The organism is Palleronia marisminoris (assembly GCF_900172315.1).
In the GTDB taxonomy this organism is placed as follows: domain Bacteria; phylum Pseudomonadota; class Alphaproteobacteria; order Rhodobacterales; family Rhodobacteraceae; genus Palleronia; species Palleronia marisminoris.
In genome coordinates this window covers 39,778-55,384 of sequence record NZ_FWFV01000002.1, presented here as the reverse complement: position 1 = coordinate 55,384, position 15,607 = coordinate 39,778, and the positions used below count along the sequence as shown (strand labels likewise).

The following is a 15,607-nucleotide window of genomic DNA, read 5'->3' as shown; positions in this document are numbered from 1 at the left end:
CCGCAACCAACGACGGGAGAGCGCCGCATGATCCCGGTCACCGGAGTCGAAGGGCGCAGCATCGCCGTGCTGGGGTTGGGTCGATCCGGCATCTCGGCGGCACGGGCCATCCGCGCCGGGGGCGGCACGCCCGTCTGCTGGGACGACGGCGCCGAGGGGCGCGCGCGGGCCGAGGGCGAGGGGTTCGAGACGACGGACCTGACCCGATCCGGCGCGTTCGAGGGCGTGGCCGAGTTGATCGTCTCGCCCGGCATCCCCCACCTTTACCCCCGGCCGCACCCGGTCGTGGCGGCGGCGCTTGCCGCAAGCGTGCCGGTGGACAACGACATCGGGCTGTTCTTCCGCTCGGTCGGGGTCGAGGGGTTGCCGAAGGTCGTGGCGGTCACTGGCTCGAACGGGAAGTCTACCACCTCGGCGCTGATCGCGCACATCCTGCAAGAGGCCGGGAGGCCCGTGCAGCTGGCGGGCAATATCGGGCGCGGCGTGCTGGATATCGACCTGCCGGGCGAGGGCGACGTGGTCGTGCTCGAACTGTCGTCGTATCAGACCGAGCTGGCGCGCGCGCTGACGCCCGACGTCGCGGTGTTTACCAACCTCTCGCCCGATCATCTGGACCGCCACGGCGGGATGGGCGGATACTACGCGGCGAAGCGGCGCCTGTTCTCCGAGGGCGGGCCGGACCGCGCCGTGATCGGCGTGGATGAGATCGAGGGACAGTTCCTGGCCGGGCAGATGTCCGAAGGCGCGGGCGACGACCGGGTGATCCGCGTCAGTGTCGAACGGCGCCTCCCGGGGCCGGGTTGGTCCGTCGTGGCGCGCAAGGGCCACCTGGCCGAATGGCGCAAGGGCCGGCAGGTCGGCAGCATCGACCTGCGCGCCGTGAAGGGGCTTCCCGGCAGCCACAACCACCAGAACGGCTGCGCGGCCTATGCGGCGGCCCGCGCCCTGGGGCTGAGCCCGAAGGTCATCGAGGCCGCCTTCCACAGTTTCGGCGGCTTGCCGCACCGGTCCGAGCTGGTGGCCGAGCGGAACGGCGTCCGTTTCGTCAACGACAGCAAGGCGACCAACGTCGATGCCGCGGCCAAGGCGCTGCAGGCGTTCGAGCGGATCCGCTGGATCGTCGGGGGGCTTGGGAAAGAGGGCGGGGTGGCCGCGCTCGAACCCTATCTGGGCAGCGTGACCAAGGCCTACCTGATCGGCCATTCGGCGCGTGAGTTCGCGGTGCAGCTGACCTCGATCCCGGTGGAGATCTGCGAGGACATGGCCACCGCCGTGGACCGTGCGGCGGCCGAGGCCGAGCCCGGCGAGACGGTCCTCCTGGCACCCGCCGCGGCAAGCTTCGACCAGTATCCCGACTTCGAAAAGCGGGGCGAGGACTTCAAGCGGCTGGTGACGGAGCTTCCCTGACCGGATCAGCGCGCCGCAATCGCGGTGCCCGCGGCCCAGCCCGAGGACCAGGCCCACTGGAAGTTGTAGCCGCCGAGCCAGCCGGTCACGTCCACTGCCTCGCCGATGGCGAAGAGGCCGGGCAGGTGGCGGCTCTCCATCGTCTTGGATGACAATCCTTCGGTGCCGATGCCGCCCAGGGTGACCTCTGCCGTGCGATAGCCCTCGGTGCCCGCCGGGGTCAGCCGCCACTCGCGGATGCCGCCGACGATCCCCTCCAGCACCGCGTCCGAGCAATCTGCCAGACGCGAGGGCACTCCGTCCGGAATCAGCGCGCCCGCAAGCCGCTGGGGCAGGTGGGCCGCCAGGTGGGTAGCCGGGGCTTTGCGCCCCTCTCGGCTCCGCGCGGCCTTCAGCGCCTCCAGCAAGGTGCCGCGGGGGTCGAGGTCGAGCGCAACCGCCTCGCCCTCGGTCCAGTAGCTCGACGCTTGCAGGACCGCTGGCCCCGACAGCCCGCGATGGGTAAACAGCAGCGCCTCGTCGAACGCCGTGCCCCCGGCCGAGATCCGCGCCGGCGTCGCCACCCCTGCCAAAGCCTGCAAGCGCTCCAGCACGGCGCCGCTGAAGGTGAAGGGCACCAGACCGGGCCGCGTCTCGACCAGCACATGGCCGAACTGCCGCGCGATCCGATAGGCGAGGCCGGTCGCCCCCATCTTCGGGATCGAGAGCCCGCCCGTCGCCAGCACCAGGTTGTGCGCCGTCACCTCGACCGTCCGCCCCTCGCGCGTCAGGCGGACCCGGAACCGTGCGCCGTCGTGGGTGACCTCGTCCACCGAGGTCGATAGCCACAGCCGCGCGTTCCCCATCTCGGCCCGCAGCATCTCGATGATCTGGGTGGCCTTGCCGTCGCAGAACAGTTGCCCCAGCGTCTTTTCGTGCCACGCGATGCCGTGCTTCTGGACCAGCCCCAGGAAATCCCACTGGGTGTAACGGGTCAGCGCGGACTTGGCGAAGTGGGGATTGCGGGACAGGAACCGCTCGGGCTCGACGCCCATGTTGGTGAAGTTGCACCGCCCCCCGCCCGAGATGCGGATCTTCTCGCCCGGGGCCTTTGCGTGGTCGACGATCAGCACGTCCGAACCCGCATGAGCGGCGCACATCATGCCGGCGGCGCCCGCGCCGAGGACCAGGGTTCTCACATCCATGGCGCCCCTCGTGGCGCGGCTGCATCGCAAGCGCAAGCGGGTGTATTCGAACTGGCAATATGACCGCAGGCGCGCTAGCCTGCGGGTCAGACCCGGACAACCGGGCGACCAGAGGCAGAGGCAGTATTCCCATGACCGAGATGGTCTTTGGCGCGGCGCCGGCGGCGCCTGGCGAGCCGATTCTTCCGAAATGGTGGCGCACCATCGACAAGTGGTCGCTGTCCTGCGTGATCCTGTTGTTCGGCACCGGCATCCTGCTGGGCCTCGCCGCCTCGCCCCCCCTGGCCGCGCGCAACGGGTTCGAGCCGTTCTACTACGTGATCCGGCAGGGCTTCTTCGGCAGTCTCGCACTGGTCGCGATGTTCGTGACGACGATGATGTCGCCCCGGCTGGTGCGGCGCCTCGCGGTGATCGGATTCCTGATCTCGTTCGTCGCGGTCATGGGCCTGCCCTTCTTCGGCACCGATTTCGGCAAGGGCGCCGTCCGGTGGTACTCGCTGGGCTTCGGCTCGCTTCAGCCGTCCGAATTCCTCAAGCCCGGCTTCATCGTCGTGGCCGCCTGGATGATCGCGGCCAGCCAGGACCTGAACGGCCCGCCGGGCAAGATGATGAGCTTCGTCCTGTGCATGACGATCGTCGTCTTCCTCGCCCTGCAGCCCGATTTCGGTCAGTCCTGCCTTGTGCTGTTCTCGTGGGGCGTGATGTACTTCGTGGCCGGCGCGCCACTGTTCCTGCTTCTGACGCTGGGCGGCGCGGTGCTGGCGGGAGGCAGCTTCGCCTATGCCAATTCCGAGCACTTCGCCCGCCGCATCGACGGCTTCCTGTCACCGGACCTCGACCCGCGCACGCAGCTTGGCTATGCCGCCAACGCGATCCAGGAAGGCGGCCTGCTGGGCGTCGGCGTCGGCGAGGGGCAGGTCAAGCAGTGGCTGCCCGACGCGCATACCGACTTCATCATCGCCGTGGCGGCCGAGGAATACGGGCTTGTTCTCGTCCTGTTCATCATTGCGCTCTATGCGATCATCGTGGCCCGCTCGCTGGTGCGGCTGATGCGCGAACGCGATCCGTTCCTGCGCCTTGCGGGCACTGGCCTTGCCTGCACCTTCGGGGTTCAGGCGATGATCAACATGGGGGTCGCGGTGCGCCTCTTGCCGGCCAAGGGCATGACGCTGCCCTTCGTCAGCTACGGGGGGTCGTCGCTGATCGCCATGGGCATCTCGGTCGGGATGCTGCTGGCCTTCACTCGCACCCGTCCGCAGGGGGAGATCCGCGACATCCTGCGCGGTCGGCGCTGATCCGCCGCCGTGACCGGCTCGCGCGGGAACGGCTGGCAGTTCGGCGCCGAACCGGGCACGCAGGCCGGCGCCACTTACGCTACGGAGGCTGACCGATGACCACAGCGCCGCTCTGCCTGATCGCCGCCGGAGGGACCGGGGGCCACATGTTCCCCGCGCAGGCCCTGGCCGAGGAGCTGATCTCCCGCGGTTGGCGCGTGACGCTGTCCACCGACGCGCGCGGCGCACGCTATGCCGGTGGCTTCCCGGACGAGGTGCCCGTGGCGCAGGTCGCCAGCGCCACCTTCGCTAGGGGCGGTGTGCTTGCGAAGGCGGGCGTGCCGTTCCGCATCGGTGGCGGCGTGCTGCAGGCCGTGCGGGCGATGCGCCGCGACCACCCCGCGGCGGTCGTGGGCTTCGGCGGCTACCCATCCATTCCCGCGCTGTCGGCGGCGACAATCCTGAAGCTCCCGCGGATGATCCACGAACAAAACGGCGTGCTGGGGCGGGTAAACAAGCTCTTCGCCCCCCGCGTCACGCATGTCGCCTGCGGTGTCTGGCCGACCGATCTGCCCGAAGGGGTCGAGGGCTTGCATATCGGCAACCCGGTGCGGTCCGCGGTCCATGCGCGGGCGGGGGCGAGCTACATTCCCCCCGGCGACTACCCGATGTCGATCCTCGTGATCGGTGGCAGCCAAGGCGCGCGCGCGCTGTCGGATACCGTGCCGCCCGCCTTGGCCTCGCTGCCCGAGGAGATGCGCCGCAACCTGCGCATCTCGCACCAGGCGCGGGGCGAGGACGAGGCGCGGGTATCCGGATTTTACGCCGAGCACGGCATGACCGCCGAGGTCCGCCCGTTTTTCGACGACGTGCCCGCCCGCATGGCCGAGGCGCAGCTTGTCATCAGCCGGGCCGGGGCGTCGTCCATCGCCGACCTGACGGCCATCGGGCGCCCCGCGATCCTGGTGCCCTTCCCCCACGCCACCGGTGACCACCAAAGTGCGAACGCCCGCGCCCTGGCCGAGGCCGAGGCGGCGGCGGTGATCCCCGAGGCGAAGCTGACCCCCGACAACCTGGCCGAGACGGTGGCCGCGATTCTCGGCCAGCCCGACGCGGCGACGCGGATGGCGACGGCTGCGGCGGCGCTCGGTCGGCCAGACGCGGCGCGTGACCTTGCCGATCTGGTCGAGCGGATGGCGGGACTGGACAATTAACGAGTGAATGGAGAGACCCGGTGAAAGACCAATTATCCGAGGAGCTGCAGCCAATGGCCGCGCGCCCCACGAAACTGCCCACGCAGATGGGCCCGATCCATTTCGTCGGCATCGGCGGGATCGGCATGTCCGGCATCGCCGAGGTGCTGCTCGAGCACGGCTACAGCGTGCAGGGCTCGGACCTGAAGTCCTCGCCGATCACCGATCGCCTGGCCGAGCTGGGCGCCGAGATCTTCGTCGGCCAATCCGCCCAGAACCTCGGAAAGGCCGAGGTTGTCGTGATCTCGTCCGCGATCAAGCCCGGCAACCCCGAGCTTGACGCCGCCCGCGCGAAAAGCCTTCCGGTCGTTCGCCGCGCCGAGATGCTGGCCGAGCTGATGCGCCTCAAGTCGAACGTCGCCGTCGGCGGCACCCACGGCAAGACCACGACCACCACGATGGTCGCAGCGCTGCTGGACGGCGGCGGGGTCGACCCCACGGTCATCAATGGCGGGATCATCCACGCCTATGGCTCGAACGCCCGGATGGGGCAGGGCGAGTGGATGGTGGTCGAGGCCGACGAGTCCGACGGCTCGTTCAACCGCCTGCCCGCGACCATCGCCATCGTCACCAATATCGACCCCGAGCACATGGAGCACTGGGGCGATTTCGACCGTCTGCGGCAGGGGTTCTACGACTTCGTCTCGAACATCCCGTTCTATGGCATCGCCGTCTGCTGCACCGACCATGCCGAGGTTCAGACCCTTGTCGGCCGGGTCACCGACCGCCGCATCGTCACCTTCGGCTTCAACGCCCAGGCGGATGTGCGCGCGATGAACCTGAGCTACGACAAGGGCATCGCCAAGTTCGACATCGCCTTCCAGGACGAGGACACGCGGATCGAGGGTTGCTCGCTGCCGATGCCGGGCGATCACAACGTCTCGAACGCCCTGGCCGCCGTCGCCGTGGCCCGTCACCTGGGGCTCAGCCATGACGAGATCCGTGACAGCCTTGCCAGCTTCGGGGGCGTCAACCGCCGCTTTACCCGCGTGGGCGAGGTCAACGGCGTCACGATCATCGACGATTACGGCCACCACCCGGTCGAGATCGCGGCCGTCCTGAAGGCCGCGCGCCACGCCTCGACGGGGCGCGTCATCGCCGTCCACCAGCCGCACCGCTATTCGCGCCTCAACGCGCTGTTCGAGGATTTCTGCGGCTGCTTCAGCGAGGCGGACGTGGTCGCCATCGCCGAGGTCTATGCCGCCGGCGAGGACCCGATCGACGGTGCGACCCGCGACGACCTCGTCGCAGGCCTGATCCGCCACGGCCACCGCCACGCCCGCGCGCTCGTCTCGGAAGAGGATCTCGAGCGGCTGGTGCGCGAGCAGGCAGGGCCGGGCGACATGGTCGTCTGCCTTGGCGCCGGCACGATCAGCACATGGGCCAACAACCTTCCCGATCGGCTGAAATGATCTGCCCGGCCGCGACCTGGTTCTGGGTCGCGGCCGGTCAGCGTCGCCGGGCGGCGCCGTCAGGTCGCATCCGGTCTGGCCGCTCGCCGCAATTCGCGGCACATGGGGCGTAGAACAGAACGAGGGCCCCATGACATCCATCGCACTCCGCGTCACCTGCCCGACGACGCGCGGCGTCGTCGCTGCCATCTCCACCTTCCTGGCCGAGCAGGGCTGCAACATACTCGACTCGGCGCAGTTCGACGACCAGAAAACCGGCAACTTCTTCATGCGCCTCGGCTTCCGGTCCGAAACCGGCGCCACGGTCGAGCATCTCGAACAGGCCTTCGCCCCCGTGGCCCAGCGGTTCGACATGGGCTACGCCTTCCACGACGAGGCCAGGAAGATGCGTGCCGTCATCATGGTCTCGCGCTTCGGACACTGCCTGAACGACCTGCTCTATCGTTGGCGGATCGGGGCGCTGCCCATCGACATCGTGGGCGTCGTTTCGAACCACCACGACTACCAGAAGCTGGTGGTGAACCACGACATCCCCTTCCACCACATCAAGGTGACCAAGGACAACAAGCCCCAGGCCGAGGCCAAGCAGATGGAGGTGTTCGAAGATGCGGGCGCCGAGCTGATCGTGCTGGCCCGCTACATGCAGGTGCTGTCCGAGCAGATGTGCCGCGAATACTCGGGCCGGATCATCAACATCCACCACTCGTTCCTGCCCTCGTTCAAGGGAGCGAACCCCTACCGCCAAGCCTACGAGCGCGGCGTGAAGCTGATCGGCGCGACTTCGCACTACGTGACCAGCGACCTCGACGAGGGTCCGATCATCGAGCAGGACACCGTCCGCGTCACCCACGCCCAGTCGAATGACGACTACGTCTCGCTTGGTCGCGATGTAGAGGCACAGGTGTTGGCCCGCGCGATTCACGCCCACGCCAATCACCGCGTCTTCCTGAACGGAAACAAGACCGTGGTGTTTCCCCCGTCGCCCGGATCCTATACCTCGGACCGCATGGGCTGAGTGCGGAGCGAGGGGCGCTGCCCCTCGCGCTCCCCGGAGTATTTAGGGCAAGATGAAGGAGTGGCCATGGATCTGCCGGAAGTTCGCGGGCGTCTGACGCCGGAATTCGACCTGTCGGGGGTGACGTGGCTGAGGGTCGGTGGCCCGGCAGAGGTTCTGTTCCAGCCCGCCGATGTCGAGGATCTGGCGGCGTTCCTCGCCGCGCTCGATCCCAAGGTGCCGGTGTTTCCGATGGGCGTAGGGTCGAACCTCATCGTGCGGGACGGCGGGATCGACGGCGTGGTGATCCGGCTCGGCCGTGGCTTCAACGACATCGAGTGCGGCGACGGTCGCGTGATCGCAGGCGCTGCGGCGCTGGACGCGCATGTGGCGCGCAAGGCGGCGCAGGCGGGGCTGGACCTGACGTTCCTGCGCACGATCCCGGGCGCCATCGGCGGCGCGGTCCGCATGAACGCGGGCTGCTACGGCACATATGTCGCCGACCATCTGATCGAGGTCGAGGCGGTCACGCGCGAGGGCGAGGTCGTCACCATCCCCGCCGCGGACTTGAACCTGGCCTACCGCTCCAGCGAACTGCCCGAGGGCTGCATCGTCACGCGCGCCGTCTTCGCGGCCGAGGCGGGCGACCCCGACGAGCTGCAGGCGCGCATGGACGACCAGATGGCCAAGCGCGACGAGAGCCAGCCCACGAAGGAGCGCAGCGCGGGGTCGACCTTCCGCAACCCGGCCGGCCACAGCTCGACGGGGCGGGCGGACGACACGCATGAGTTGAAGGCGTGGAAGGTGATCGACGACGCCGGATTGCGCGGCCATCGCCTTGGTGGGGCACAGATGTCCGAGAAGCATCCGAACTTCCTGCTCAACGCCGAGGACGCCACCGCTGAGGATTTGGAGACACTGGGCGAATTAGTGCGCGAAAGGGTATTCCAACACTCGGGCATTCAGCTAGAGTGGGAAATACGGCGCGTGGGGAAGACTCAGCGTACCGGGTGACGGTGAACACACCGCGCCGAGGCAGGCACAAGACCCGCTAAAAGGGTCGGCAATTAAAAGAGATCGCGGGTATGTCGAGCAGGACAGACCCCAAGGTTGTGGTTTTGATGGGCGGCCCCTCGGCTGAACGCGAGGTGTCGCTGTCGAGCGGGCGCGAATGCGCCGCCGCGCTGCGGGGCGAAGGATTCGAGGTCGTCGAACTGGACGCTGGGCCAGACCTCGCCGCGCGTCTGTCAGAGCTGACCCCTTGCACCGTCTTCAACGCGTTGCACGGCCGTTGGGGCGAGGATGGCTGCGTGCAGGGCATGCTCGAATGGCTGCACATTCCCTACACCCATTCCGGCGTCCTGGCCTCGGCCACCGCCATGGAGAAAGAGCGCACCAAGGCCGTCTATGCGGCTGCCGGGCTGCCGACGGTGCCGTCGCAACTGGCGACGGCCGCCGAAGTGCGCGCGCGGCACGTGATGGAGCCGCCCTACGTGGTGAAGCCCTTCAACGAGGGCTCGTCGGTCGGCGTCTATATCGTCCACGAGGCGTCGAACGGCCCTCCGCAACTTTCCCCCGACATGCCCGAGACGGTGATGGTCGAACGCTACGCGCCGGGGCGCGAGCTGACGACGACCGTCATGGGCGACCGGGCACTCGGCGTGACCGACATCCTCTCGGACGGCTGGTACGACTACGACGCCAAGTACAAGGCGGGCGGCTCGCGCCACGTCATCCCCGCCGACATTCCAGCCGAAATCGAAGAGCTGTGCCTGTCGCACGCGCTGACGGCGCACCGGGTGCTGGGATGCCGGGGCATCAGCCGCACCGATTTTCGATGGGACGAGAGCAGGGGCGTGGATGGGCTCGTCCTGCTGGAAACCAACACCCAGCCCGGAATGACGCCGACTTCGCTGTCCCCCGAGCAGGCCGCCCATGCCGGCATGGGCTTCGGCCAGTTCTGCCGTTGGATCGTGGAGGATGCGTCATGCGACCGCTGAAACGCCGTCGCCGCGCGCAACGCGGCAGTGATCCTGCGCCCTCGCGGCTGTCCTACCGCCTGCAGCGCCTCGCGCTGACCCCGGCGGTCCGGCGCGGCTTCACCTTCGGGGTTCCGCTGGCGGCGATCGCGCTGATGGGCACGCTGACCTTCGCCGACGAGGCGCGGCGCGACCGGCTTTTCGCCTGGATCGACGAGGCCCGCGCCAAGATCGAAAGCCGCGAGGAATTCATGGTGCGGCTCATGTCTATCGAGGGCGCCTCGGACCGGCTCGCCGCGGATATCCGCGAGCTTCTGCCGCTGGACTTCCCCGTCTCGTCCTTCGACCTCGACCTTGCGGCCATGCAGGACGCGGTGCGCACGCTCGAAGCGGTCGAAGAGGCGAGCCTGCGGGTCCGGCCCGGCGGCGTGCTCGACATCCGCGTGACCGAGCGCGTGCCGACCTTCGTCTGGCGCAGCGGCGAAGAGCTGCTGCTGATCGATGCCACGGGCCATCCCGTGACCACCATCGATGCGCGGATCGAGCGGACGGATCTGCCGCTGCTCTCGGGCATCGGGGCGGACCGGGCCGCGGCCGAAGCGAACGAGATCATCCGCGCGGCGGGCCCGATCCTGACGCGGCTCAGGGGGCTTGTGCGGATCGGCGAGCGGCGGTGGGACGTGGTCCTCGACGAGGGGCAGAAGATCCGCCTTCCCGAGCTGCGCCCCGTGCAGGCGCTGGAACAGGTACTGGCGGTCGACGAGGCGCAGGACCTCTTTGCCCGTGACGTGATCCTCGTGGACATGCGGGTGCCCCGGCGCCCGACGGTGCGCATTCGTCAGGAAGCCGCCGAGACACTGCGGCAGGTGAAGATGACTGAGTTGGGAGACGACTGAAGATGTTCGACCTCTACAGGTCTCAGCGCGCGATGCGCGCGATGCGTCAGAACGCGATGCAACGCGGGGTGGTCGCGATTCTCGACATCGGCACCTCGAAGATCGCTTGCCTGATCCTGCGCTTCGATCCGGCGCCCGCGCCGACCGACGGGGTGGGGCCGATGGCGGGGCAGTCGGCCTTCCGCATCATCGGTGCGGCGACGACCCGCTCGCGCGGCGTCCGCTTCGGCGAGATCGAAGCGATGCACGAGACCGAGCGCGCGATCCGCACAGCCGTCCAGAACGCCCAGAAGATGGCGCAGGTCCGGGTGGATCACGTGATCGCCACCGTTTCGGGCGGGGGGCCTCGCAGCTACGGGCTTGCCGGCCAGATAGAGCTTCGCGGCGCCCAGGTCGCCGAGCATGACGTGGCCGAGGTGCTGTCCGCCTGCGAGATGCCCGACATCGGTCCCGGCCGCGAGGTGCTGCACGCTCAGCCGGTGAACTTCGCGCTCGACCACCGCTCGGGGATGAACGACCCGCGCGGGCAGGTGGGCGACATGCTCGCCTGCGACGTGCATATGCTGTCCGTCGATGGCCATGTGGTCGAGAACCTGCTGCACGCGGTAAAGCGCTGCGACCTGGAGCTCGCGGGGTTGGCCTCGGCCGCCTATGTCTCGGGCATCTCGAGCCTCGTCGAGGACGAGCAGGAGCTGGGGGCCGCCTGCATCGATATGGGCGGCGGCGTGACCGGCCTGTCGATCTTCTGGCGCAAGCACCTGATCTATGCGGATGCGGTCGCCATGGGTGGCGACCATGTCACCTCGGACATCTCGAAGGGTCTGCAGATTTCGCTGTCGACGGCCGAGCGGCTGAAAACCCTGCATGGCGGGGTGGTGGCGACCTCGATCGACGACCGCGACATGATCGAACTTGGCGGCGAGACCGGCGATTTCGAAATCGACCGCCGCACCGTCAGCCGCGCCGAGTTGATCGGCATCATGCGGCCCAGGGTCGAGGAAATCCTCGAGGAAGCCCGCGCCCGGCTCGACGTCGCCGGGTTCGAGGCGCTGCCGTCGCAGCAGATCGTGCTGACCGGCGGTGGCAGCCAGATCCCGGGCCTCGATACGCTGGCGCCACGCATCCTGGGGCAGCAGGTGCGGATCGGGCGACCCCTCCGCGTCGCCGGCCTTCCCGAGAAGGCGACCGGCGCGGCCTTCGCAAGCGCCGTGGGCCTGTGCCTCTTCGCCGCCCATCCGCAGGACGAGTTCTGGGATTTCGACATTCTGCCCGAGCGCAACGGCACCAGGTCGCTGCGCCGGGCAATGCGCTGGTTCAAGGAAAACTGGTAGAATTCGAACCTGGCAATGTGACTTTCGAGAATCACTGGGCGGATAGTGGCATAATTGTGCTTTTTCGGGTGACGCGGGGGACACGCGTGGATACAGTCGAGAAAAGTCCAGCAGACAATCCGCAATGAATAGCGGGCCCACAAAAGACAGGCGGAACACAGCGATGACTCTGAATCTCACCATGGCATCCCAACACGACGAGCTGAAGCCCCGCATCACCGTCTTCGGTGTCGGCGGCGCGGGCGGCAATGCCGTCAACAACATGATCGCGAAGCAGCTCGAAGGGGTCGAGTTCGTCGTCGCGAACACCGATGCCCAGGCGCTGTCGCAATCGTCTGCCCCGAACCGGGTGCAGATGGGCGTGAAGGTGACCGAAGGCCTCGGCGCCGGCGCCAAGGCCCATATCGGTGCCGCCGCCGCCGAAGAGTCGATCGAAGAGATCGTGGATCACCTGGCCGGCGCGCATATGTGCTTCATCACCGCCGGCATGGGCGGCGGCACGGGCACGGGCGCCACCCCGATCATCGCCCAGGCCGCGCGCGAGCTTGGCGTCCTGACCGTCGGCGTTGTGACCAAGCCCTTCCAGTTCGAAGGCCCGCGCCGCATGCGCCAGGCCGAGGAAGGGATCGAGGCGCTTCAGAAGATGGTCGATACGCTGATCATCATCCCGAACCAGAACCTGTTCCGCCTCGCCAACGAAAAGACGACCTGCACCGATGCGTTCTCGATCGCCGACGACGTGCTCTACCAAGGCGTGAAGGGCGTGACCGACCTGATGGTCCGTCCGGGTCTCATCAACCTCGACTTCGCCGACGTTCGCGCCGTGATGGACGAGATGGGCAAGGCGATGATGGGCACCGGCGAGGCCGAGGGCGAGGATCGCGCACCGCAAGCCGCCGAGAAGGCCATCGCCAACCCGCTGCTCGACGAAGTGTCGCTGCATGGCGCGCGCGGCGTCCTGATCAACGTCACCGGCGGCGAGGACCTGACCCTCTACGAACTCGACGAGGCCGCCAACGTCATCCGCGAGAAGGTCGACCCCGACGCGAACATCATCGTCGGCTCGACCCTCGACCCCGACATGAACGGCAAGATGCGCGTTTCGGTCGTCGCGACCGGCATCGACGCGTCGCATGACGTCGGCGAGACGCCCATGCCGCGCCGCTCGATGGCCCAGCCGATCGCTCGCAAGGAGCAACAGCCGGTCGAGGACGAAGAGGCGATGTCGCTCTTCGAAGATCGCCCTGCCGACGCGCCCGAGCAGCCGCAAATCGCTGCGTCCACGCGTCCGCAGACCACCCGTCCGGCCCCCTCGGACGTCGTGGACGAAGACGACGATTTCTTCGGCGACTGGGAACGTGCCCGCCGTGAGCGCGAAGCCCCCGCCGCACAGCCGCAGCGATCCCAGGCGCGGACCGGCCAGGGTCAGCCCTCTCCCGAGGTGATGGAGCGGCTCGAAGCGGCCACCCGTCGCACGCCCGATGCCCCGCGCCCGACCGCGCCCCAGCGTCCCGCCGCGCCCGCAGCGACGCCACGGGCGGCCGAGCCGCGCCCGGCTGCTCCGGTGGAAAAGCCGCGCTTCGGGATCAATTCGCTGATCAACCGGATGGGGGGGCAGGACTCCGCGTCCGGTCACGAGGGCGGATCCGAGCGTGCCACGGCCGCCGCCGCCGCCCGCCGTCGGACGCCGCCGATGCCGCGCTACGAGGAAGAAGCCGAGCAAAGCAACGAGGACCGGATCGAGATCCCCGCTTTCCTTCGTCGCCAGGCAAACTAAGCGCTCACAAATCGCTATACGGAAGGCCGGCCCAATGCCGGCCTTTCTTGTTTTATGTCAGAACCTTGCCCTGTCACCCTCAGCTCGTGCGCGGGCATGCGCCGGCCGTGGCGCAGGCCTGTTACAAAGCGTTGCAACAGGTGATTTGTATGGCCCGCGATGCGTGCGTAACTGACCCTGCCTAAGAAACGTCAATGAACCCGAAGGGCAGGACCATGCAGAAGACACTCCGTTCCCCGATCTCATTCCACGGTGTGGGTCTGCATTCCGGCGCTCCTGTCCATCTGCGCCTCGTGCCCGCCGAGAGCGGTCGCGGCCTATGGTTCCGCCGCACCGATGTGGCGCCATCCGCCGCGTCGATCCCGGCGATCTGGAGCGCGGTCGAGCAGGTCGAGCTCTGCACCCGGATCCGCAACTCCGCCGGTGTCTCCGTTTCGACGATCGAGCATGTCATGGCGGCGATCGCCGGCTGCGGGATCCACAACCTGACGGTCGAAATCGACGGCCCCGAAGTTCCAATCCTCGACGGGTCTTCCGCACCCTTCGTCGATGCCATCCTCGCCGCAGGGCTCGAGGATCAGTCGGGTCGCGTACGTGCGCTGCAGGTGCTTGATGTGGTCGAGGTCCGCAACGGCCCCGCCTATGCCCGCCTCGAACCGGCCGAAGCGCTCGAGATCGACTTTCAGATCGACTTCTCCGATGCAGCGATCGGGCGGCAATCGAAGCGGCTGAGCCTGGCGAACGGGACCTTCGTGCACGAGCTTTGCGACAGCCGCACCTTCTGCCGCGCCTCCGATGTCGAGGCGATGCACGCCCGCGGTCTGGCGCTTGGCGGCACATACGAGAATGCGGTCGTGGTTGACGGGGCTGACGTCCTGTCGCCCGGCGGCCTGCGTCATGCCGACGAAGCCGTGCGCCACAAGATGCTCGACGCGCTCGGCGATCTCGCGCTTGCCGGGGCGCCGATCCTCGGCCGGTACACGGGCGTGCGCGCCGGCCATGCGCTGACCAACGCCTTGCTGCGCGCGCTTTTCGCCCGCCCCGGCGCGGTCCGCATGGTCGAGGCCGACAGCGCCCTGCTTGCGCGGCTGCCCGGCGCGGGCCTGCGTCCCGAGGATGCCCCGGCCTTTGCCGCGTGATCGCGGGGCGCCATATCCCGTTTTGCCCCGCGCACAACTGTGCTAACCGGACCGGGACCAAGGAACTGGATGGGGCGCGGAAGACCATGGCGGGTATTTCGGGACGGTTGATCTCCGTGGCGATCATGGGTGCGGTGCTGACCGCTTGCGGCGGCGGTGGCGGGCCATCGGCGTCGCGCGACGTACCGCTGGAGAATCTCGACGCCGAGACGATCTACAAGCGCGCCGAACTCGAACTCGAGACGGATGATCCCGAGGAAGCGGCCGAATATTTCGGTGAGGTCGAGCGCCTCTACCCCTATTCGGAATGGGGCCGCCGCGCACTTGTCATGCAGGCGCTGGCCTATCATCGTGACGGCGATTACGAAGCCGCCCGCGGTGCCGCACAACGTTACCTGCAGTTCTACCCGAACGGCGAGGACGCGGCCTACGCGCAATACCTTCTGGCGCTCAGCTATTATGATCAGATCGACGACGTCGGCCGCGACCAGGGCCTGACGTTCCAGGCGCTTCAGGCGCTGCGGGTCGTGATCGAACAATATCCCGACACTGAATACGCGCAGTCCGCCGTGCTGAAGTTCGACCTCGCCTTCGATCACCTTGCGGCGAAGGAGATGGAGATCGGGCGCTACTACCTCAAGCGCGCGCACTACACCGCGGCGATCAACCGCTTCCGCGTCGTGGTCGAGGAATTCCAGACAACCACCCACACGCCCGAGGCGCTGCTGCGACTGGTCGAAAGCTACCTGGCGCTCGGCCTGACCGCTGAAGCACAGACGGCCGGCGCGATCCTTGGCTACAACTACCAGTCGACCGTGTGGTACCAGGAAGCTTACGCGCTTCTGACCGGCCGGGGTCTCGCGCTGGAGCCGCAGGGCGACAGCTGGCTCAACAGCGTCTATCGGCAGGTCGTGCGCGGAGAGTGGCTCTGAGCCGGCCTTCCCCGTCCGCCGACATCGTG

Annotated in this window: 13 protein-coding genes; 12 read left to right on the top strand and 1 reads right to left on the bottom strand. The window is 68.1% G+C overall.

The annotated features are described in order from the left end of the window. Positions 1-27 precede the first annotated feature (27 nt). Positions 28-1,407 carry a UDP-N-acetylmuramoyl-L-alanine--D-glutamate ligase gene (gene murD, locus PAM7066_RS03905; RefSeq protein WP_085852845.1) on the top strand — a complete coding sequence of 460 codons (1,380 nt, stop codon included), beginning with the start codon at positions 28-30 and terminating at the stop codon, positions 1,405-1,407. Between the two features lie 5 nt (positions 1,408-1,412). Here the strand turns inward: murD and PAM7066_RS03900 are convergent, their stop codons facing one another. Beyond that, positions 1,413-2,591, bottom strand: a complete 1,179-nt coding sequence (locus PAM7066_RS03900) for a BaiN/RdsA family NAD(P)/FAD-dependent oxidoreductase (RefSeq protein WP_085852844.1) — start codon at positions 2,589-2,591, stop codon at positions 1,413-1,415. Positions 2,592-2,722: 131 nt separating this feature from the next. Between PAM7066_RS03900 and ftsW the strand changes: the two genes are divergently transcribed. The 11 genes from ftsW to PAM7066_RS03845 all read left to right on the top strand — a co-directional run bounded on the left by ftsW (position 2,723) and on the right by PAM7066_RS03845 (position 15,578). Next, complete coding sequence (ftsW, locus tag PAM7066_RS03895; RefSeq protein WP_085852843.1) at positions 2,723-3,886, top strand: putative lipid II flippase FtsW; 1,164 nt, start codon at positions 2,723-2,725, stop codon at positions 3,884-3,886. A gap of 95 nt (positions 3,887-3,981) precedes the next feature. Further along, a complete protein-coding gene (murG, locus tag PAM7066_RS03890; RefSeq protein WP_085852842.1) occupies positions 3,982-5,079 on the top strand; it encodes an undecaprenyldiphospho-muramoylpentapeptide beta-N-acetylglucosaminyltransferase in 1,098 nt (365 codons plus the stop codon). Positions 5,080-5,132: 53 nt separating this feature from the next. Beyond that, the gene (gene murC, locus PAM7066_RS03885) at positions 5,133-6,530 is read left to right on the top strand and encodes a UDP-N-acetylmuramate--L-alanine ligase (RefSeq protein WP_085852841.1); all 1,398 of its coding nucleotides are present in this window, start codon (positions 5,133-5,135) and stop codon (positions 6,528-6,530) included. A gap of 130 nt (positions 6,531-6,660) precedes the next feature. After that, the gene (gene purU / locus PAM7066_RS03880) at positions 6,661-7,545 is read left to right on the top strand and encodes a formyltetrahydrofolate deformylase (protein ID WP_085852840.1); all 885 of its coding nucleotides are present in this window, start codon (positions 6,661-6,663) and stop codon (positions 7,543-7,545) included. Positions 7,546-7,611: 66 nt separating this feature from the next. Then, a complete protein-coding gene (murB, locus tag PAM7066_RS03875) occupies positions 7,612-8,538 on the top strand; it encodes a UDP-N-acetylmuramate dehydrogenase (protein ID WP_085852839.1) in 927 nt (308 codons plus the stop codon). 62 nt (positions 8,539-8,600) lie between these two features. After that, positions 8,601-9,524 (top strand): D-alanine--D-alanine ligase, encoded by a 924-nt coding sequence (locus PAM7066_RS03870; RefSeq protein WP_175484579.1) that lies wholly within the window; start codon positions 8,601-8,603, stop codon positions 9,522-9,524. After that, positions 9,512-10,399: a cell division protein FtsQ/DivIB gene (locus PAM7066_RS03865; RefSeq protein WP_085852837.1), complete on the top strand. Its 888-nt coding sequence runs from the start codon at positions 9,512-9,514 to the stop codon at positions 10,397-10,399. Before PAM7066_RS03870 ends, PAM7066_RS03865 begins: the two co-directional genes overlap by 13 nt. Before the next feature lie 2 nt (positions 10,400-10,401). Continuing rightward, entirely contained in the window at positions 10,402-11,730 is a 1,329-nt protein-coding gene (gene ftsA, locus PAM7066_RS03860) for a cell division protein FtsA (protein WP_085852836.1), read from the top strand. Between the two features lie 163 nt (positions 11,731-11,893). Further along, complete coding sequence (gene ftsZ, locus PAM7066_RS03855; protein WP_085852835.1) at positions 11,894-13,507, top strand: cell division protein FtsZ; 1,614 nt, start codon at positions 11,894-11,896, stop codon at positions 13,505-13,507. A 215-nt stretch (positions 13,508-13,722) separates the two neighbouring features. Then, complete coding sequence (gene lpxC / locus PAM7066_RS03850; RefSeq protein ID WP_085852834.1) at positions 13,723-14,646, top strand: UDP-3-O-acyl-N-acetylglucosamine deacetylase; 924 nt, start codon at positions 13,723-13,725, stop codon at positions 14,644-14,646. A gap of 86 nt (positions 14,647-14,732) precedes the next feature. Beyond that, a complete protein-coding gene (locus PAM7066_RS03845) occupies positions 14,733-15,578 on the top strand; it encodes an outer membrane protein assembly factor BamD (protein WP_085852833.1) in 846 nt (281 codons plus the stop codon). Positions 15,579-15,607 lie beyond the last annotated feature (29 nt).